General features: G+C 39.5%; 12 protein-coding genes. 10 read left to right on the forward strand and 2 right to left on the reverse strand.

Annotation, left to right across the window (positions count from 1 at the left end):
* The first annotated feature begins 120 nt into the window (after positions 1 to 120).
* The 5 genes from BFG52_RS04830 (at position 121) to BFG52_RS04850 (ending at position 11,015) form a co-directional block, all read left to right on the forward strand.
* Positions 121 to 2,820 (forward strand): TonB-dependent siderophore receptor, encoded by a 2,700-nt coding sequence (locus tag BFG52_RS04830; protein WP_067553205.1) that lies wholly within the window; start codon positions 121 to 123, stop codon positions 2,818 to 2,820.
* Positions 2,821 to 3,129: 309 nt separating this feature from the next.
* Positions 3,130 to 5,811 (forward strand): TonB-dependent siderophore receptor, encoded by a 2,682-nt coding sequence (locus BFG52_RS04835; protein WP_067553206.1) that lies wholly within the window; start codon positions 3,130 to 3,132, stop codon positions 5,809 to 5,811.
* Positions 5,812 to 5,937: 126 nt separating this feature from the next.
* On the forward strand, positions 5,938 to 6,693 hold the full coding sequence (locus BFG52_RS04840) for a factor H binding protein domain-containing protein (RefSeq protein ID WP_067553208.1): 756 nt from the start codon (positions 5,938 to 5,940) through the stop codon (positions 6,691 to 6,693).
* A gap of 179 nt (positions 6,694 to 6,872) precedes the next feature.
* A complete protein-coding gene (locus BFG52_RS04845) occupies positions 6,873 to 8,405 on the forward strand; it encodes a surface lipoprotein assembly modifier (RefSeq protein WP_067553210.1) in 1,533 nt (510 codons plus the stop codon).
* Positions 8,406 to 8,609: 204 nt separating this feature from the next.
* Positions 8,610 to 11,015 (forward strand): TonB-dependent receptor plug domain-containing protein, encoded by a 2,406-nt coding sequence (locus BFG52_RS04850; RefSeq protein WP_067553212.1) that lies wholly within the window; start codon positions 8,610 to 8,612, stop codon positions 11,013 to 11,015.
* Positions 11,016 to 11,121: 106 nt separating this feature from the next.
* Here the strand turns inward: BFG52_RS04850 and BFG52_RS04855 are convergent, their stop codons facing one another.
* Positions 11,122 to 11,562, reverse strand: a complete 441-nt coding sequence (locus tag BFG52_RS04855; RefSeq protein ID WP_067553214.1) for a hypothetical protein — start codon at positions 11,560 to 11,562, stop codon at positions 11,122 to 11,124.
* A 338-nt stretch (positions 11,563 to 11,900) separates the two neighbouring features.
* Between BFG52_RS04855 and BFG52_RS04860 the strand changes: the two genes are divergently transcribed.
* The 5 genes from BFG52_RS04860 (at position 11,901) to BFG52_RS04880 (ending at position 18,422) form a co-directional block, all read left to right on the forward strand.
* Positions 11,901 to 12,446: an RNA polymerase sigma factor gene (locus BFG52_RS04860; protein WP_067553216.1), complete on the forward strand. Its 546-nt coding sequence runs from the start codon at positions 11,901 to 11,903 to the stop codon at positions 12,444 to 12,446.
* Complete coding sequence (locus BFG52_RS04865; RefSeq protein ID WP_067553218.1) at positions 12,443 to 13,348, forward strand: FecR family protein; 906 nt, start codon at positions 12,443 to 12,445, stop codon at positions 13,346 to 13,348. Before BFG52_RS04860 ends, BFG52_RS04865 begins: the two co-directional genes overlap by 4 nt.
* Before the next feature lie 202 nt (positions 13,349 to 13,550).
* The gene (locus BFG52_RS04870) at positions 13,551 to 16,685 is read left to right on the forward strand and encodes a TonB-dependent receptor (protein ID WP_081408621.1); all 3,135 of its coding nucleotides are present in this window, start codon (positions 13,551 to 13,553) and stop codon (positions 16,683 to 16,685) included.
* Between the two features lie 281 nt (positions 16,686 to 16,966).
* Positions 16,967 to 17,452 (forward strand): sigma-70 family RNA polymerase sigma factor, encoded by a 486-nt coding sequence (locus BFG52_RS04875; protein WP_067553222.1) that lies wholly within the window; start codon positions 16,967 to 16,969, stop codon positions 17,450 to 17,452.
* A 10-nt stretch (positions 17,453 to 17,462) separates the two neighbouring features.
* Positions 17,463 to 18,422 (forward strand): FecR family protein, encoded by a 960-nt coding sequence (locus BFG52_RS04880; protein ID WP_067553224.1) that lies wholly within the window; start codon positions 17,463 to 17,465, stop codon positions 18,420 to 18,422.
* Between the two features lie 105 nt (positions 18,423 to 18,527).
* Here BFG52_RS04880 and BFG52_RS04885 read toward each other — a convergent pair whose 3' ends face one another.
* A complete protein-coding gene (locus tag BFG52_RS04885; RefSeq protein WP_067553226.1) occupies positions 18,528 to 21,044 on the reverse strand; it encodes a TonB-dependent receptor in 2,517 nt (838 codons plus the stop codon).
* Positions 21,045 to 21,334 lie beyond the last annotated feature (290 nt).

The raw sequence follows: 21,334 nt of genomic DNA on the forward strand, positions 1-21,334 counted from the left end.
AATCCAATATTATAGTTCTTCAAAAATATTTTAGTATTTTATGTCCCACCGTATTGCGCTCAAGTGTCCTTGTTATAACAAAACATGAAAATTGACACAATTTGCGTTGGGGCAAGTGTAATGAAAAATAAACATAAGCCATTTGGCTTTGCATTAAAACCGATGGCTGTCGCAATTCATATGGCATTGACTGTCGCTGTACTGACAACCTCTACAGTGGTCATGGCAGATGAAATACGTGTGCAACACTATAATATTCAGGCTGGAGATTTGGTAACGGCATTAAACCAATTCGCTTTACAGTCAAAAGTTGCGTTGGTTGGGGACAATAAAAAATTAACTGGTTTAAAGAGCAGTGGTTTAATCGGAAGTTATGGTGTAGAGCAAGGCTTTGCCAAACTGCTAGAGCAGAGTAATTTGCACGCTCAAAAAACGCAGTTGGGTTATATGATTGTAGAAAAGCCCAAAGCCCAGCCATCTGCTGAGCCCCAGCATCAAGCGATGCAATATCCAGCAAACCCGATTACAGATGATGCCAATGCATTACCAGTGATTGAATTACGTGCCAGTCAGAGTTTGGCGGATCAATCTAAAAATAACTATACCGTGAGTCGTTCAAGCAGTGCGACTAAACTCGATTTGGCATTAAAAGATACCCCGCAAAGCATCAGCATTATCACGCAGAAACAAATAGAAGAACAAAACCTACAAAATGTGAATGATGTATTAGAGGCGACGCCAGGCATTACCGTTTCAAACTTTGGTGTCCCTGGCGCAGGACGGGCGACATTTTATTCTCGGGGTTATGAAATCAGTAATGTTATGGTTGATGGTAACCCGACTTTAATTAGTGGTTCACGTGGTATGGAGTTACTGGCAGGTTATGACACGATTATCTATGATCGCGTTGAAGTGACTCGGGGGTCTACGGGTTTAAGTACAGGAACAGGTGATCCATCAGGGAGTATAAACTTTGTCCGTAAGCGACCAAGTAAAGAAGCGGAAGGTAGTGCGAAATTAAGTTATGGTCGTTGGGATAAAAAGCGAGTAGAGCTAGATGTTTCTCAGCCCTTTAATCAAGATGCATCGATTAGAGGGCGCTTTGTCGCGGCTTATAGTCAGGGAGATAGTTATATCGACCGCCTGTCAGAAGAGTCGAAAATATTTTATGGGATTATAGAAGCAGATCTAGGAGATCAAACGACACTGGCATTAGGCGGAACATTTTTTGATAAAGATGTTGATGCAGCAAGCCCACATATGACATCTGGAGCAAGTAGTGATCCTTTAAGTCGAGGAGAATTTGATGGTGGTCGATACTGGAATGCGGCAACCGACTGGTCTTATGCGCATATCCGTAATTGGAATGGTTTTATTACTTTAGACCACAAATTTAATGATAACTGGAAGCTCTCAACCAATTATCAATATAGTAAAAGTACTCCAGACCGTAAATGGGGAGTGATTGGCTCTAGTTGGTATAATGAAGAATATAATACGGCAAGTTATAGTATAGGACGAGAGAAACCTAATTCAGATATTCATAATTTAGATATGACCTTAATGGGTAAATTTAATTTATTTGGTCGAGAGGCACAGATTGCCACAGGTATAAATGGTTATCAATCTAAAACTTTCGATCCTATTTATGGGACAAGAATTTATATCGAATGTCATGAAGGAAAAAAAACAAAACAAGGATGTGTGAATTTAGATGATTGGAATAATGGTGCAATGCCATATCCAGAGAATACAAGTGGTGTATATAAAATGTTTTACGGTCAATTTCCAATAGATGATTATCGTAATACATATTATGATCGTACAGAACGTCAATATGGCTATTTTTTTAGCACAAAGTTTGAGCCTTTAGAACGATTAAAAGTTATATTGGGTACACGCTATAATCATTATAATATTTATACAGACTATTATTTAAAGGGTAATCCAAGTGATGATTATGCTTATAATTATAAACCAAAAGATAAGTGGATTCCTTATGCAGGCTTAATTTACGATTTAACTGAAAATACGACCGCCTATGCAAGTTATACAGGAATCTATAAAACCCAGCTTGAAAAAGATTTATATGATGAGTTTTTACCTTTTGTAGAAGGTAATTCCTATGAGATGGGAGTTAAAAGTTCATTATTTAATGACACATTAAATCTACATACAGCAATTTTTAGAATGCAGGAAGAAAATACCCCGCATTATTATGCTATGGTGCCCGTAAATCCTGAAACTGGACAACAATATAGATGTACTAATCCCTTAGGGGGATTAGAGTGTGACCCTAAGTTTGTAGATGAGGGTTCAACAATTACTGGTTTTGAAATAAGTGCAGCAGGTCAACTTACGCCAGCTTGGTTAATTAATGCTGGCTATACTTATTTACATGTAGATAGAGTCAGCAGAAAACAAGATGGCTTTTCTTATGCTATGACTTCAGGAATTTACAGTTATGAGCGACCCAAACATGCCATAAATTTTTCCACAAGTTATCAGTTAAATGATGATTTAACGATTGGTGGTGCTGCACGCTGGAAAAGTAAGACAACTCAGGGACTCAGTGGTTGTATGATACAGTCTGATGGTACGGAGTCTTGTAGTTCTAATAAAGACTATTTATATAATCAAGTAGGTAATCAAGGTAGCTTTATTATCGTCGATCTTATGGGGCGTTATAAGATAAATGAGCATCTTGTTGCTGGTCTAAATATCTCTAATTTATTTGATAAATCTTATAAACGTAATTATATGGCGAGCTTATATGGCGAGCCTAGAAATATTACGATTTCATTAAGTTCTAAGTTTTAACTAGGCAGTAGAATGGTTAAAATTTTGAGTTAATGTTAAAAGACCATTATACGATTGATTGTGATTTGATGATGGTCTTTTTATATTGCATTGAAAGATTGAGCATAAAAGTATAATTATTAAATTTAGCCTTCAAGTAAATGTTCAGTCTAAGTTTTTAAAAACCTAAAAATAAAATAGCTTGCTAAAACATATATTTATAATTTTTTTAAAAATATTTTAGTATTTTATGTCCCACCGTATTGCGCTCAAGTGTCCTAGTTATAACGAAACATGAAAATTGACACAATTTGCGTTGGGGCAAGTGTAATGAAAAATAAACATAAGCCATTTGGCTTTGTATTAAAACCGATGGCTGTCGCAATTCATATGGCATTGACTGTCGCTGTACTGACAACCTCTACAGTGGTCATGGCAGATGAAATACGTGTGCAACACTATAATATTCAGGCTGGAGATTTGGTAACGGCATTAAACCAATTCGCTTTACAGTCTAAAGTTGCGTTGGTTGGGGACAATAAAAAATTAACTGGTTTAAAGAGCGGTGGTTTAATCGGAAGTTATGGTGTAGAGCAAGGCTTTGCCAAACTGCTAGAGCAGAGTAATTTGCACGCTCAAAAAACGCAGTTGGGTTATATGATTGTAGAAAAGCCCAAAGCCCAGCCATCTGCTGAGCCCCAGCATCAAGCGATGCAATATCCAGCAAACCCGATTACAGATGATGCCAATGCATTACCAGTGATTGAATTACGTGCCAGTCAGAGTTTGGCGGATCAATCTAAAAATAACTATACCGTGAGTCGTTCAAGCAGTGCGACCAAACTCGATTTGGCATTAAAAGATACCCCGCAAAGCATCAGCATTATCACGCAGAAACAAATAGAAGAACAAAATCTACAAAATGTGAATGATGTATTAGAGGCGACGCCAGGCATTACCGTTTCAAACTTTGGTGTCCCTGGTGCAGGGCGCGCGACATTTTATTCTCGGGGTTATGAAATCAGTAATGTTATGGTTGATGGTAATCCGACTTTAATCAGTGGTTCACGTGGTATGGAGTTACTGGCAGGTTATGACACGATTATCTATGATCGCGTTGAAGTGACTCGGGGGTCTACGGGTTTAAGTACAGGAACGGGTGATCCATCAGGGAGTATAAACTTTGTCCGTAAGCGACCAAGTAAAGAAGCGGAAGGTAGTGCGAAATTAAGTTATGGTCGTTGGGATAAAAAGCGAGTAGAGCTGGATGTTTCTCAGCCCTTTAATCAAGATGCATCGATTAGAGGGCGCTTTGTCGCGGCTTATAGTCAGGGAGATAGTTATATCGACCGCCTGTCAGAAGAGTCGAAAATATTTTATGGGATTATAGAAGCAGATCTAGGAGATCAAACGACACTGGCATTAGGCGGAACATTTTTTGATAAAGATGTTGATGCAGCAAGCCCACATATGACCAGTGCAGTGGTAGATGAATCGGTAGCAAATGGTGTGTTTGATGGTGGTCGGAACTGGAATGCGGCAACCGATTGGTCTTATGCGCACATTCGTAATTGGAATGGTTTTATTACTTTAGACCACAAATTTAATGATAACTGGAAGCTCTCAACCAATTATCAATATAGTAAAAGTACTCCAGACCGTAAATGGGGAGTGATCGGTTCTAGTTGGTATAATGAAGAATATAATACAGCAAGTTATAGTATAGGACGAGAGAAACCTAATTCAGATATTCATAATTTAGATATGACCTTAATGGGTAAATTTGATTTATTTGGTCGAGAGGCACAGATTGCCACAGGTATAAATGGTTATCAATCTAAAACTTTCGATCCTATTTATAATAATGAGATTTATCAACCATGTAGAGTTGGAACAACCAATGTTAATCCATGTGTAAGCTTAGATGATTGGAATAATGGTGCTATGCCATATCCAGAGAATAGTGGTATCTTTAAAATAAAATATGGTCAATTCCCAATAGATGATTATCGTAATTCATATTATGATCGTACAGAACGTCAATATGGCTATTTTTTTAGTACAAAGTTTGAGCCTTTAGAACGATTAAAAGTTATATTGGGTACACGCTATAATCATTATAATATTTATACAGACTATTATTTAAAGAGTAATCCAAGTGATGATTATGCTTATAATTATAAACCAAAAGATAAATGGGTTCCTTATGTTGGTTTAATTTATGATTTAGCAGAAAACACTACCATTTATGGTAGCTATACTGGTATTTATAAGACACAATTAAAGAAAGATATATATGATGATTTTCTACCATTTATTGAAGGTAACTCTTATGAGGTAGGATTGAAGAGCTCATTATTTAATGACACTTTAAATCTTTCAACTGCCATATTTAGAATGAAAGAAGAAAATGTAGCAACAAATTATTTTGGCGGCGTACCCAAAGATGAAAATGGAAAAAACTATACATGTACAAATGTAGAAAGTGATGCATCAACAAGCACATGTGTTCCAAAATATGCTGCTGATGGACCAACGGTTACAGGCTTTGAAGTAACTGCACAAGGTCAGATTACACCTGATTGGCTAATTCACGCTGGCTATACTTATTTACATATAGAGCAACCTGTCGATGGTTATGCTCGCTTAAATTCATTGAGCATGACAAATGGTGATTATAGTTATGAAAGACCAAAACATGCTATTAACTTGACGACATCTTATAAAGTGATTGATGATTTAACAGTTGGCGGATCTTTACGTTGGAAAAGTAAAACAACTCAAGAAGCTAATTTATTAACAACCCAAGGTAAAGAAATGGATGTCAATAGTATTCTATCTCAAGGAAGTTTTATGGTGGTTGATTTAATGGGTCGTTATAAAATTAATGATTATGTAAGTGCTGGGTTAAATATCAATAACCTATTTGATAAATCATATAAGACAAATTCCTTAGCAAGTTTATATGGTACACCACGTTCAGCAACAGTTTCGCTGAATTTTAAATTTTAACTAGATAGGAGAATTAATGGCATTTAAAGAGTATTTTTAGTTTTAGTAAGAGTTTATAATATAGATTATAAACGGAATATCTTAAAAGTTATATATCATATAGTTCTTAGAACAATGGAGTTTAGAATGTTAAATAAATCATTATTTAAAATGGGTTTGATTGCAGCATCGATTTTTACAGCTTCACTTGCTTCAGCAGATGTAGGATTTGGACAAAGTCTCCAAAACTTTACCTTTGATAATAAATATCAAGGTACTTTTTCTTACAATAATAAGGTCTACGGTGCCGGTAGTACCAATGTTGATTTAAGTTCTTTACCATATGGTACAAATGGTTTTTATCGTACATCGGATAATAGTATTTATCGTATTTATAAACAGAGCTATTCAGCGGTTATCGGTAATATTACTCCTCGCAATGCAGACCGTAGTTTTATACGAGATGTGGCTGGAGAGGCGACATTGGCAAGTACTTTACCAGCACAAGCAAGCTATAACTATACCGGTACAGTATTTAATCATATTGAAGGGACTGAAGGTCAACTCAATTATAATGTCAACGTAAACGGCAGTACAGTAAAAGGGTCTGGTTCATTTACTGGTGTAACGGGTAACCGCCCAGGTGTGGGACCATTTGAGTTATCTGGTACATTGCATGAAGTCAATTTTACAGCTTCAGGTGGTAAATTAAACCCAGCATCAGGTTCAGCAAGTTTAAATATTAAGGATGTTGCAAGCAATCAAACTGAATCATTGAGTGGTTCTAAATATGATATTGGATTATATGGTCCTAATGCTGCAGAGGTTGCCGGTGCAATTCATGGCGGTCAGCTGGAAGCATTGATTGGCGGTTATGGTATCGCGGGTACCAAAAACCCTTAATGTTTTGATCCACGGAAGTTAGGCAACGACAGCCTTTTTTTTAAAGACCATCAAGTAAATGATTATCATTTGCTTGATGGTCTATTGATTGTCTTTGTTTTAGATTTTTATATTGATTAGACATCAATGGGTTTTTCATGATGTATTTTGAAAATAAGTATTAGAGGAATTTTGTTTGCATGCATGCTTTAAGCCGATTAGCCTTTCAAGAACTACATTGTTTAACTTACTTTTTAAAACTAAAAACAGTGATTATTGGCGGAATATGTTGCATCGTATTTAGTGGTGAGATATTGGCAGAGACATCATCTCGTTTAAGCCCTGAACCTTTAGATAATCTGGGGATATTAAAGCCTAATTGGAATAATCAAGCACATGAACTGAATGAACAACAAAAAGCTATTTTAGATGCACAAACTGAAAAAACAAAACATGCAAATGTTGAACTCAGTGATGAGGATTTAAAAAAGAATCCTCAATTTGCTGAAATTATTATTCAAACAGCAATTCAACGTCGTGATTGGACGACGGTAGAACAAGTCTTAGCGATTTATAAGCAGCATCCTCAGCATGATGAAATGTTGGTATTCTATGCCCAAGGTGGATTATTGCGTTATCAAGGGCATTATCAACAAGCGATTGCACAATATCGTGAGATGTTAGAACGTGATGCAAGTTTAGATTATGTCAGATTTGATTTGGGCGTCATGTTCTTTGAAAATAAACAATATCGAGATGCTGAGCGGCAATTGCAAGCAACTCGAGATAACCCACAAGTTTCTCAAGAATTTAGAGCTTTGTCAGAGCAATTTTTAAAACAAGTATCACAACGTGAAAGAATAAATAGTAAAGTAAAATTCAGATTGCTGCATAATGATAATGTTAACCAAGCAACAGATAATGTTTATTTGGAAATAGGAAATCTTATTTTAAAAAAAGATCCACGTTATATGCCTAAATCTTCAGTCGGCAGTAATTATGCATTAAGCCTAGAGCAGGACTATAATATCAAGACCAACCATTTTATAAGTTGGAGTACTTCCGTAGATGGGTTAAATTATGCCAGCGCACATGACTTTGATGAACATGCAATCAATGCTGATTTGCAATATAAATGGCAAAATGCAAAATCATGGTTCTATATTGGTCCATCATTCGAATGGCGTTGGTTAGACCAAACTCGTTATCTGGACAATTATGGCATCGCTGCAAGTGCTGGTCATTGGTTAAGCCCACGTTGGCAGGCGTCGTTATATACTCGGTGGTCAGATAAGTCTTATAAAAACTCAGCTTATGCTGCTTATAATGGCAATACTTTAACCATATCACCGACACTAGTCTATTTATGGTCACCGAAAACTGCTATTTTTGCTGGCATTATAGGACAACAAGAAAATCTAAAATTAGACAGTGAATCTTTTAAGCAATATGGTGTAAATTTTGGACTTAGCAAAGAATGGGATAATGGCATCAATGTGCTCACACAAATACAATGGGCGCGACGTCATTACAATAAAAATAATCCAGTATTTCAATATAAACGTGAAGATGATCGTTTAAATGCTGTACTTTCTTTGGGATATAAAAAGTTTAATTTTATGGGAGTAGAACCCAAACTGAGCTTTCAAATGGATGATGTCGACAGTAATATCGATGCTTTATATTCCAGAGTCATCAAACAATGGATATTAAGTTTCGAAAAGAAATTTTAAATGGCTTATGCCAGCTTTTAGTTATTTATTTTGAGGGCTGGCGGATTGAATACAGGTGGCTTATAGAGAATTAAAATGTAGTGAGCATTTTAAGCATGGCGTTTTCATATTTTTGTCTAAACTTATGCTTAATACTTGTTTTGTGAACAAAAAAATACTGCTTAGTATGCAGTAAAGATTAAATACAAGAGTTTCAAAACAGTAATGGCTATCCATCTCCCAAAACAATTTAGGTTGAGTGTTATGAGTGCTGTGGTCTGGTCAGCGCTATATTCTACCGCTTCTGCTCAGTCAGAAAATCATACGACATCCGAGATAAAAACCTTAGATACCATTGTTGTGACTGGTACGCGTAGTTTAAAACGTTCCAAGACTGAGTCGTTACAACCGATTGATGTGATTAGTGCGCAGGAGTTAAGTGAGCGTACTGGCAGCAGTGAATTGGGCACGGCACTGTCTCGTATTATTCCATCGATTAATTTCCCTCGCCCAACCGTAGTGGATGGGACTGAGTTGGTTCGCCCAGCGCAATTAAAAGGGCTTTCACCTGATCAAGTGTTGGTTTTGGTGAATGGAAAACGTCGTCATAGTGGTGCATTTATTAATTTAGGTGGAACAGTAGGGCGTGGTTCAGCCCCAACCGATTTAAATGCGATTCCGATGAGTGCAATTAGTCGCATTGAAGTGCTAAGAGAAGGGGCATCTGCACGTTATGGCTCCGATGCGATTGCAGGGGTGATTAATATTATTTTAAAGTCAGACCCAGCTCAGGGGGAAGTTGGACTACGTTATGGTGTGCATAATAAAGGCGATGGCGAGCAAAAACAAAGCTATATTTCTGGTGGTGCTGATTTAAATGACCATGGCTATGTGATATTTAGTGGTGAGTGGCAAGATAATGAAGCAACCAATCGTGCCGGTTTGGACCGCCGTGATGCGACGTCTAGCACCTATGGACAACGAAGCTTTAAATTTGGTGATCCTAAATCAGATGAAGTGAAAGCTGCCGTTAATGCTGCTTATGCATTTTCTGATGCAGCAGAACTTTATGGTTTTTCTACCTATAGTCACCGTAATGCCGAAACAGCTAGTTTCTATCGACTCAGCAATGCCAGTAATAATATTCCAGCTTTATATCCAGACGGTTATTTGCCGATTGTAAAAGGACAATTAGATGATTTTGCCGCGGTAACAGGTATACGTGGTGATTTGGGGGCTTGGCATTATGATGCTTCGCTGAATTATGGCTTAAACCAATATGATCTGAATACACGTACCGTCAATGTCGATTTATACAAAGATACAGGCAGTACGCCTTTGGGGTTTTATAATGGCGCATTAAAAAATAGTCAAACTGTCATCAATGCTGACTTTTCGCGAGAGATTCCAATAGCCGTCTTGGCAACGCCTTTAAATCTTGCTTTGGGTGCGCAGTATTTAAAACAACAATATCAAATTAAAGCAGGTGATCCTGCATCATATTATAAAAGTGGTGCATCTGGTTTGGCTGGATTTAGACAAGCCGATGCAGGCAAATGGTCTAGAGATAGTTATGCGGCTTATCTGGATTTAGAGACAGATATTAGCGATCGTTTAGCGGCATCGACGGCCTATCGTTATGAGCATTATGATGATTTTGGTGATAGCAATAATGCATCATTATCACTACGTTATCGCTTGCATCCTGCACTTGCACTGCGAGGCAGTGTTTCGACAGGTTTTCGTGCGCCGAGCTTAGCACAACAATATTTTACCCAGACCTCATCACAATTGGTCAATGCACAAATGACAGAAGCAGGAACCTTTCCGAGTAATGCGCCGGTCGCACAATTATTGGGTGCTGAAGATTTAAAAGCAGAGAAGTCCAAAAACTATAGTGTAGGTTTGGTTTTTACGCCAACAGATCAACTTTATATTACTTTAGATGCTTATCAAATTGATATTGATGGTCGTATTAGCTTATCTTCAAACATAGATGCAAGCAGTGCAACGGTAAAACAGTATTTAGCCGCACATGGTATTACCGATAGCAATTTTGGTTCCGTACGTTATTTTAACAACGCCAGTGATACCCGTACCCGTGGGATAGATTTGGTTGTCAATTATCAATGGCAGCATTTACCTTATGGAGAACTCACCACATCCTTGGCGTATAACTACAATAAAAATAAAGTCACGGATATTGATGCCAACCCTGAGGTGTTAAATGCTTTGGGCATTAATTTGACGCGTTTAGATCGTCGTGAACAATATGGTTTATTGGCAGGGAGTACGCCAGAGCATAAACTCAGTTTGGCAAATGATTATAAAATTAATAATTTTCTGATTCATACCAATTTGACGCGCTATGGTAGTTTTAAAAGCTTTAATAATGCAGGGGAAGCCAAGGATCAAAAATTTTCCGCCAAATGGTTATTAGATCTCGCCTTGTCATACCAGCTGAATCAATGGAATATCACTGTGGGCGGCGATAATATTACCGATGTTTATCCTGATCAGGATGTTTATGATATTAATCAACCGACAGGGGGGAGTTTACCTTATAGTCAATTCTCACCTTTTGGTTTCAATGGTGCATTTTATTATGGCAAAGTCAGTTATAAGTGGTAAGACCTTATTGTTATAAAAATAGTGCATAAAATACCGAGCCAGTGTGTGGGCTCGGTATTTTTTTAGCTAAACTTTTTGCGTAAAGTTTTGCAGCACCTAAATTAGGTTATGGCGATGCTTGCTCATCAAAATTGGCAATATATTCGGGTAGCTGGTAATTGAAGTGATAGCAGAAAATCAGCAGCGCATTGATACATAGCCATAGACTAACCCAGCCTAAAAAGGGTTCGTAGGATGAATAACCTATATCCATGATCTGCATGCCGATGACCATTTGTAATACACCTAAGCATAATAATGGACAGAGTAGACTCAGGCGCGTAAATATATTATGGCGATATAATGATTTGGTTTTTTCATCGACGCTGGACAAAGAATTTTTATAAAGTTTCAGTTTTTTAAATTGCTTATTGAGTTTGAAGGCGCTTGGAATTAAAAATAATACACCAGCAATTAAACCGATCAGGTAGAAGTTGTTATTGGGGAATAGCCAAGCTATTACGGCAGTGATCAGCGCAGCAATGAACATAATAATGAGTGAAAACATAATTTCCTTGTTATGCAAAGTTATGCAAATTTGAATGATTGTGCCTCGAATCATAACCGAATATTTGGATAAAATACAAACAAGACGCGATGTTCTTTAAATTGTTTTTTAAATAATGCTACAGTATTTGCGGCTGTCATTAGGCTAATTTTTAATCGGTTGAGAGCGAAGAGCTGTGCAATTTTAAATGAGTTGTAAAAAGGCAAGCCAAAGTATTTGAAAACTTTTTTGGAATAATTCGGAATAAAATAATTTGCAATAAACTGTGGGCAGCCCTTGAGTTATGCTAAATTTAAACTAATAATAATCATTCTCGTTTAAAAGTGTATCACCTGCTTATGACCATTCCTCAACAACAAATGATCAATGCTTTGGTCGTACATCATGATGAGCTGGTCAATTATATTCATCGCCGTTTTGGCAACCGAAATTTCGCCATTGAAGTTGTACAAGAAACATGCTTGCGCATATTAACCAAAAAGCGTGATGATTTTAATTCCTTACATGCTGCATTGCCCTTACTCAAACATATAAGTTTGCAGCTGGCGATTGATTTATATCGACGTGATCAGGTACGCCGTCAATATATCGATGAGGATTTAGATTGGTCGGAGCAGGTGGAAATTGTGGCTGAGCAAAGACTGACATTGCCCGAGTTATCATTGGCCAAACAACAATATCAACACATTGTCGTTCAGGCGATACACGCTTTACCCGAGGCTTGCCAAGAGGTGTTTATTTTAACCCAACTCTATCATTTAACTCAGCATGAAGCGGCAGCAGAACTGGGTATTTCAAGAGCAATGATTAATAAGCATCTCAACCGTGCTTTACAGTTATTGGTACCGATCTTATTTCAACAGCAGGATCATATTGCATCATGAAACGGCAACCCAATGCTGAATCGGCCAAAGCACATGCCTATGCTTTACGCGATCTACAAGATGTGATCGCCCCCATAGAAGATCATCTTTTGGCGCAATTACCCAGTAAAGATGAGATTATTCAACGTGCGAAAAAACGTCGTTTGCATCAGCACATGCGGCATTTAATGGTTGCTGCTATTTTTCTATCGGGTATTTTGCTTTATGCCATTAACCCGGTCTATCAGACTGAACATTTGCAAACCGCGCTTGGGCAGACTCAAGGTGTTGAATTGAAAGATGGTAGTCGCATTCATCTCAACAGCGCAACACGTATGCAGGTGCAATATCGTTTGCGTTCGAAAAATATTGAACTCTATCAAGGGGAAGCAAGTTTTGAGGTGGAGCACTATGCGCACACTTGGCTTAGACCCTTCGAGCGCGCTTTTATGGTACGTTCTGGTTCTTTGTTGGTAGAAGATATTGGTACCGTGTTTAATGTTCGGCATTTTGATGCTCAACACAGCCAAGTCACGGTGCTGCAAGGTAAAGTACGTGTTTCTATCGTCGATCAACCGCAACAGGCTGCGTTGGAGCTAGAGCAACAACAGGCTGTTGAACAAGTAGGGCAACGCTTAAGTTTATATCAAGTCAAAGATTTAGATCAGGTGACGGCATGGCAGCAGGGTTATTTACAATTTAAAGCATTGCCATTAGCACAAGTGATTGCTTCATTTCAGCGTTATCAGAAAGTTGATGTGCAGTTGCATGATGCACTGAGTCGTGAGTTTAAAATTTCCGGACGTTTTCAATTCGACCAAGCTGAACAATTTATGCAGATATTGCCACAGATTAGCCCATTGCAGGTGCGTCAAGATCCTCAATCTGGGCAGTGGCAAATCGCTGCGATAACTTATGATTAGAGGGCTAATGATTAGAGAGCTAAAAGTTGATTGGCGCTATATTTTACGGTAAATGGCGTAAATCGCTTATTGAAGGTTATTTTTAAGTATTCTTAAAAAGAAGTATTTTTTAAAATAATTCTTGTTTGAAGGTATACAGTGCGGCACTGCAAAACGGTAATACAAATGAAGCAGTTGAAAAATCATTTGTAGAGGGGCAGATATGCGCTTGGAATCCGATAGAAACGCTCAGAGCGCTCAGCGGCAATGGAAACTCAAAGTCATGAGTTTATTGGTCAGTAGTCTTTTATATACTACGGCGCTCCATGCTGATGATCGTGTATTGAATATTCATTTAGCCGCACAGCCTTTGGCGCAGGCTGTAGAGCAATTGGCAAAACAAGCCAATATTCAAATTGTCTACGCCAGTTCGGCACTTGATCAGCATCATATTTCAGCTTTATCTGGGCAATATACCATTGAGCAAGCTTTACAGCGCTTAGTACAAGGTCGTAATCTGAGTCTGCAAAAAAATGGCGCGGTATGGACGATAATTGAAAAACCCGCAGCCATTCAGTCACATAAAACAGCTTTAAGCACAGCGATTCAGTCAGAAGATAAGATGCACACTGTATTAAGTGCAGAAGCAAGCCCAGAAGCACCTTCAGAAATCTTAACACTGAGTCCTATTACGCTTTATGGTGTGGTTGATCGAGATACTCAAGGCTATAACGCTGTATATAGCGACGATATTTCCAGTGTTTATGCGGGTAAAGAACAAATCGAGCGTTATAAAGGTGCACAACCAGCCGATCTTTTTAAAGGCATGGTGGGTGTTTATAGTGGGGATGCGCGTAATAGTGGCGCTCTAGATCCAAGTATTCGAGGTATACAAGGACCGGGGCGTGTTCCTGTTTTAATCGATGGTACCGAACAGGCTTTAACCGTATGGCGTGGTTATAATGGTGCCAATAACCGCAGTTATATTGATCCCAACTTGATTGGTGGTTTGCAGGTTATTAAAGGTCCTTCATTGACCCGTAATGTCAATTCGGGGGTGGGCGGTGCCGTGGTGATTAGTACCTTGTCGGTCAATGATGTTTTAAAAGCAGGTAAAAACTTTGGTGGTGAAATTAAAGTTGAAACCAGCAGTAATGCCGTTAAACCGCGCGAACCGCAATTATTAACTGGACAAAGTATTTACGATAATCCCAATTATCCACCAGCTTATCAGTTCGGTAATAATATCCTGTTTGAACCGTTCTATGACCCAAGTTTATTTAAACCGGTTCGAAGCAGCCGTGAAAATAGTCTCTATTCGGGTGATGATGTGGCTGGGCGTATTGCTTTGGCTGGACGGACTGAGCAATTTGAATTATTGGCAGCTTATGCTTATCGCAATAAGGGCAATCATTTTTCGGGTAAACGTGGCAGTGCTTATTATGATAAACCGGTGCAGGGGCGATTTGATTATACGCCGTATTTAGCAAAGGTTTATCCAGCAGGCACCGAAGTACCCAATACATCTTTGGAAACTGAATCTTATTTAATCAAGGCCGTTTGGAAGCCCACAGATGAACAGCGTTTAGAATTGGGTTATCGAGATACCGCCATCACCAATGGTGAGATTTTACCCTCACGCATCGCCTGGGATAGCTTGGTACAAGATAAAACTGGTGTGCCGCAATGGCCGCTGAGTCATACCGATGCCAAAGCCTATAATCTCGAATATAAATATCAGCCACAGGGGAGTCGACTGATCGATTTTTATTCTAACCTTTGGCGTACCGATACCCAAAGCGCAACCTATAGTGCGGGTGGTTTTCCCAATGATGCCAATAAAGAGCTTGGTATATTTGTGAACAGTGCGGTTGCGCATGCCGATAATACGCGGCAAGGTGTAACCATAAGCAATAAGTTTAATTTGTTCTCTCATTTAGATCTGACCCTTGGCGGGAGTTTTCAAAAAGAAAAATTAAGTTCAGAAGATATGTATCGTGACCCCTATACAACGGGAAGCAATGCAGGTTTTAAAATGCTCCCCAGAGCTGGAGAACGAGAAGAACGCGAATTTAATGTTAATGTTCATTATCAACCGAGCAACTGGCTAACGTTAAATGCAGGGGTGCGATACCAAAATTATTGGGCATTTGATCGGTTTTTAGCAGATCAAGTCAATGCCGGTGATGCTAGCTTTGCTAAGGTTTGGAAAGAGACCTCAAAAGCAATGGAGTATTACACCAAAAGGGAGGATATGACACCTGAGCGGGAACAAGAATTATGGGAATTGGTCAATAGCTATGGCTATACACCAGCGCAAACCCAAGAACAATTTATCCGTGTCGTATATAAGCAAAAAAATAAGGTTAATTATAAAACGGATGAGCGTGGTAAATATACTGTTGCCAATAACCCATTTTTAAATGGCACGGTAACGGCTACCGATTATCAACGTGTGGCATTTTCGGGGACAGAATATGATGTAATTGATCTCACTGAAACAGGGGTACAGAAAAAGAAAGATCATGGATGGACACCAACGCTGTCAGCAACGGTCAATTTTAGTTCTAATAGCCGAATATATCTACGCTATAGTGAAGCCTATCGTATGCCCAGTATGTTTGAAAGCACCATTGGGTTTTCTGGCAGTCAAAGTGGCTATAAACTTGAACCCGAACATGCGCATAATTATGAAGTGGCTTATATTCACGATTTTTCTGACTTATTTAAAAGTAGTAGTTTTGCCGATATCAAACTGTCCTATTATCACAACAAAACTGAAAACGCGATTGAGCGTAGCCCGACACTGGTCTTTAGTAATGTTGACAGCCATACCATTGAAGGTTTGGAGCTACAAAGTCGTTTTGATAATGGGCGCTTTTTTACCGATTTCAGTGCCAATTATAATTTACAGAACAAAGTCTGTGATGAGCATTCAGCCATGCTTTTGGGGATGAGCCATAATTTTGAAATAAGTCGTTGTGTCGATGATGGTTTTGTGGGGGGGTATTTATTGTCGATGGCAACGCCAAAGTATTCGGCTCATTGGACGGTTGGTGGGCGCTGGTTTGATCAGCAGTTAGAGTTAGGTGCACGCGCGAGTTATATGCATAAATATGAAAATCCAGAAACCAAGAACTACAATGGTACCGAAATCAGTTATTACTCCAATACACCTTTGGCTTGGAATTCGATGATTATACTCGATGCCTATGTAAATTATCGTCTACAAGAGGATACGGTGTTTGAATTGGTCGGTACCAATTTAACGGATGAATTTTATATCGATCCATTAACACGTTCTTCAATGGCAGCACCCGGGCGCACCTTAAAGTTGAGTATTAGCCATAAATTCTAAATAAAGATTTAGCCATTCCTCGCTAACAGCTCTAAAGAGTCTAAAGGGTCTAAGGTGATCTAACTCGCCGAACCACGTTTAAATGAGGTCATGATTTTAAGCGTGGTGAGCATCCTTTTAAAGAATGGGGGAAGCGTTACGATGATTAACATGAACCTATTAACCTGACATTGTTGTTGGATTACTTGAACAGATAATCATTTTTAAAAGATAATAATTCTTATCTGCCTTGATTTTTGTTAAGATAGTCTTCATTCATTAATCTCTCCCTTATTGAAGTCATGTCTGATTCTTTCAATCATTTATATCGTGATCATCACACGTGGTTGTATCAATGGTTAAGGCGCCGACTTAACCATGCCGAAGATGCAGCGGATTTGGCACATGATACTTTTTTACGTGTGTTGAAAAAGCAAGACCGTTTGCATTTTGAACAACCACGCGCCTTACTCACCACAGTTGCCAAAGGTATTTTAATCAACTGGTATCAACGTAAAGCGATTGAAAAAGCTTATTTAGATGAGTTAGCACAGCATCCCCAATATTATGAAATTACCCCAGAGCAAACTGCGGCTGCGGTAGAAGCGTTATATCTTATTTATCAGCTACTTGGTCAGCTTTCAGCGCGACAACGTCAAACCTTTATTTGGTCACAACTTGAAGGCTTAACACAGCAACAAATTGCTGATCGTTTAGGGGTTTCGACCCGTACAGTCATGCGTGATGTGGTCAGTGTTTTGGCTAAATGTTTGAGTGTAATGGAATAAATATCTTGTTATGGCGAAACAACAAGAGCGCTTACTGACGGAAGCCGCTGAATGGATGGTAAAGATCCAAAATGGTCCCTTAAGCCCTGAAGAACAGCAAAGGCTCCAGCACTGGTGTCAGCAAAGTAAGGAACATCAACGGACTTGGCATAAAGCACAAACCTTAATGCAAAGTCTCAATGGTCTACCTGAAAATTACGCACCGATTTTAGAGCAGAGCCAGCAGTTTAATCCGTATCGTTGGACTGGAAAGTTGCTGCTGCTGTTATCTGTGGGAGCGGTCAGTATTTTTGCTTGGACTTCAAGTTGGCGTTATCAAATCACGGCTGAATATAGCACAGCCGTCGGTGAGCAAAAGAAAATTGAGCTGGCGGATGGCACAGAAGTGACTTTAAATACCAATACTGCCTTGGACAGTCACTATTCAGCAACCACACGGCAATTGCAGCTGCATTATGGTGAAATCATGGTGCGGACCGCAGCGGAAAAACATAGAGCTTATCGTCCATTTATCGTAAATCAGTCCTATGCAGATATACAGGCATTGGGTACGGTGTTTAGTGTCAAAATGCTAAAACAACATGCTGAGCAAACTTGTGTGGCCGTAGTGGAAAGTGCTGTGCGTATTCGTTTAAAACAAAGTGCCGCGGAGCAGACGATTCATCGTGGTGAACAAGTGTGTTTTGATGCCCAACATTTTTATCCGCAGCAAACCATAGAAACCAATTTATATGCCTGGGAAAACGGGATGTATATGGCGGATAATATTACCCTACAAGATTTGATCGACGAAATGAATCGCTATCAATCCCATTATTTTTATGTCGATTCGAATATCCGGAATATCCGTGTTTCGGGATCTTATCCAGTACGTGATCCAGCGGCATTGGCAATTGCATTACAACTGAGTTATCCCGTGCAGTTCCAATATTATTTAAATGGTTATATGACCCGTATTGTGCAACATTAATCACCAGCGTTGATATCCTCCTCCCCACTACAGCAACATCAAAACAGCTGAGTGGGTCGGATTGTGTTGATGGTGTCTGATTAAATTGGTGACTTGTTCTTTGATTTAAAAATCAAAACTGGTCGAGAGCATGACGGTACGTGGCGCACCTAAGCCAGAACCTGGAGAACTTGCCCAATAGGCTTTATTGGCGACATTTTTAATATCCGCACGGACTGTGGTTGGAATCTGCCCAATATGGGTCTGATATCGTGCGCCAATATCGTAAATGGTGCGACCAGGTACAGATAATACGTTATCATTACTGATATATTGTTTAGACAAAGCCACCGCATTGGCATTAATACTTAGGCCATCTACCCAAGGAAGGTCATATTCAGCCCCTAGTTTTGCCTGCCATTTTGGGGTTGCAGAAGCATAGTTACCTTGGTTTACGCCACCTTGGGTTTTGGTTAGCTTCGCTTCAGTATAGGCAATACCACCCATGAGTTTTAAGTCTGGCAAGGCTTTACCAAAAAAGCCCCATTCCACCCCTCGGTTACGTTGTTCGCCATCTGCATTGTAAATATTGGTGATTGGATCGGTAATGGCACTAGGTTTTTCAATTTGATAAAGACTTAAGGTATTGGCAAAGTCGCCCCATTCTAATTTTGTTCCTACTTCATACTGCTTGGTTTGGAACGGCGGGAATACTTCGCCGGCATTATCTGCGGTCGCTGGTGCGGTTGAACCGACACTGAGCCCTTCAATATAGTTGGCATATACCGAAAGATGTTCTGAGGTTTTAAAGAGCAGTGCAACGGCTGGTGTCAGTTTGCTTTGATTATAATGACCACTGGCGGTTTTTGCGCCATTGCTATCGAAAGCATCTTGTTTGACCCGTTGTTGACGTAAACCAACAATCAAATTTAGCCGATCATTGAGCATGCTCATGCTGTCGGTTAAGCCAACGCTGGTATTGCGGACTTCGGCTGTTTTAGGCAAGCTGGCGCTACTAAAGCTTTTATCTAGACTGAAACCATCCCAATTCGGGGCATACATATTGGTGGTCCATTCTTGCTCAGCTGTTAGGAAATTACGTCTAAAACCAAACTTTTGCTCATGCTGATACCACGTCGCATTGACGATCAAATCATGCTGAATGGCAAAGGTATTGAAGTTAAATTGAATACCAACATCACTGGAGTCTTTGTCGAGTTTTAGCCGTTGATGTGAATAGTTCGTGGTAAAGTCACCGGCATCATTGATGATTTCTTGTTTCGATCCCGCCAAAGAGTCAAAGTCTGTTTGACTATGACCATAAGTGGCATAGGCACTGATGTTGTCATGCAACTGATAATCACCCCGTAAAATAATCACATCATCGGTGGTATCGGTGAAGGTATCTTTGGGTGCAAAAACCGTTTTCGCTTTGGGTGCTTTGGGAATATAGTTTAATTTGCCAATAGAAATGCCTCGGTTCAGACCATCGACACGGTCTTCAGAATGGTAGAGATCGGCAGAGAGACTGCCTCTATCAAATTTCCAATCCAGACCTAAACTGGCAAATTTGGTCGATGCAGACTGGTTTTTGACCGCGGTATCGCCATCACGATAGACCCCATTAAAGCGGATGCCAAATTGTTTTTCATCACCAAAACGGGTGGCCAAATCGGTATGTACACCAAATTTTGCATCTGAATCATAGCTTGCCGTGAGGCGCTTGATAGGGGCTTCGGTCGCACGTTTAGTCACCATATTAATCGCCCCGCCGACAGAACCATTCGGTGGCATACCATTGAGCAAAGCCGAAGGACCTTTCAGTACTTCTACACGTTCGGCGAATTCAGGGCTGGCACGCCAGTATGGGCTTACGCCGTATAAGCCGTTGATACTGACATCTTGGGTCGAAACCCCAAAACCACGAATACTATAACTTTCACTGATTCCACCGGCAGACCCTGAGCTATAAACGCCGGCATCTGTTTTGGCAATAATGCCGGTAATGTCTTTGGATTGGCTATTTTGAATATAATCGCTGGTATAGCTCATGATATTAAAAGGCGTTTCCATAAAATCTTTTTCACCCAATACTCCGACACGTGCACCGCGCGCAGCTTGACCACCAGCAAATGCAGGCGGTAAATCTTGTCGTTCATGTTGGGCGGTCAAGACAATGGTGGGGAGTGCGCTTGCATCACTGGCTTGTACGCTTGCAGTGGGCTGTTGGATGTTCTGGGCATTTTGTTGTGCGTTTAGGGTAATGGTTTGTAGCTGTAAAACATTTTGTTGTGGTGCAATCGCTGTCAGTACATAACCATTGGCAGTTTTAGTAACTTGCAACGGAGTGCCTTTTAATAACGTTGCAAAACCCTCTGCAATACTATAATTGCCTTGTAAACCTTGGCTTGTTAAACCTGCAACTAAATCGGCATTAATGGCCAGTTTAACACCTGCTTGTAAGGCAAATTGATTGAGCACATGTCCAAGGCTACCTTTTGAAATTTGGTAATGTGCCGTAGGGGAATGCTGTTCAGCATGTGCCATGGCACTCAATCCAAGCGCAACACCACAAAGTGCAAAGTGGATAGACATGACCAATGGTTTAAGGAGAGGTCTTTGTTGTTGACCGTTGATGTTCATAACTGCTCCACAGAGAGTGAAAAGATAATCATTACTCGCTATAGACGGATAAGCTCGGCGGCACTGGACATCAAAAAGGACTTTTTTTACAAAAAAATTATTACTGTTAAGTTTATGATTTATTTGTTTTTAGTTGGGTTGAATCAAAGACTGACAATATGATGTAGAGCGAATGCAGCTGCAAAAACAACAAGATTTAAGTTTTTATGCTTAAGTAGAATAGGGCTAAATTAATTAGTCAGAGCATCAACCGATATCACTTGATTAAGAATAATTTAAAATTATTTTGC

It is taken from the genome of Acinetobacter larvae, assembly GCF_001704115.1.
In the GTDB taxonomy this organism is placed as follows: domain Bacteria; phylum Pseudomonadota; class Gammaproteobacteria; order Pseudomonadales; family Moraxellaceae; genus Acinetobacter; species Acinetobacter larvae.

What these genes read in the sequence shown, in the direction of transcription:
- BFG52_RS04830 (WP_067553205.1), top strand. Translation starts at nt 121, where the DNA reads ATGAAAAATAAACATAAGCCATTTGGCTTTGCATTAAAACCGATGGCT.
- BFG52_RS04835 (WP_067553206.1), top strand. Translation starts at nt 3,130, where the DNA reads ATGAAAAATAAACATAAGCCATTTGGCTTTGTATTAAAACCGATGGCT.
- BFG52_RS04840 (WP_067553208.1), top strand. Translation starts at nt 5,938, where the DNA reads ATGTTAAATAAATCATTATTTAAAATGGGTTTGATTGCAGCATCGATT.
- BFG52_RS04845 (WP_067553210.1), top strand. Translation starts at nt 6,873, where the DNA reads ATGCATGCTTTAAGCCGATTAGCCTTTCAAGAACTACATTGTTTAACT.
- BFG52_RS04850 (WP_067553212.1), top strand. Translation starts at nt 8,610, where the DNA reads ATGGCTATCCATCTCCCAAAACAATTTAGGTTGAGTGTTATGAGTGCT.
- BFG52_RS04855 (WP_067553214.1), bottom strand. Translation starts at nt 11,562, where the DNA reads ATGTTTTCACTCATTATTATGTTCATTGCTGCGCTGATCACTGCCGTA.
- BFG52_RS04860 (WP_067553216.1), top strand. Translation starts at nt 11,901, where the DNA reads ATGACCATTCCTCAACAACAAATGATCAATGCTTTGGTCGTACATCAT.
- BFG52_RS04865 (WP_067553218.1), top strand. Translation starts at nt 12,443, where the DNA reads ATGAAACGGCAACCCAATGCTGAATCGGCCAAAGCACATGCCTATGCT.
- BFG52_RS04870 (WP_081408621.1), top strand. Translation starts at nt 13,551, where the DNA reads ATGCGCTTGGAATCCGATAGAAACGCTCAGAGCGCTCAGCGGCAATGG.
- BFG52_RS04875 (WP_067553222.1), top strand. Translation starts at nt 16,967, where the DNA reads ATGTCTGATTCTTTCAATCATTTATATCGTGATCATCACACGTGGTTG.
- BFG52_RS04880 (WP_067553224.1), top strand. Translation starts at nt 17,463, where the DNA reads ATGGCGAAACAACAAGAGCGCTTACTGACGGAAGCCGCTGAATGGATG.
- BFG52_RS04885 (WP_067553226.1), bottom strand. Translation starts at nt 21,044, where the DNA reads ATGAACATCAACGGTCAACAACAAAGACCTCTCCTTAAACCATTGGTC.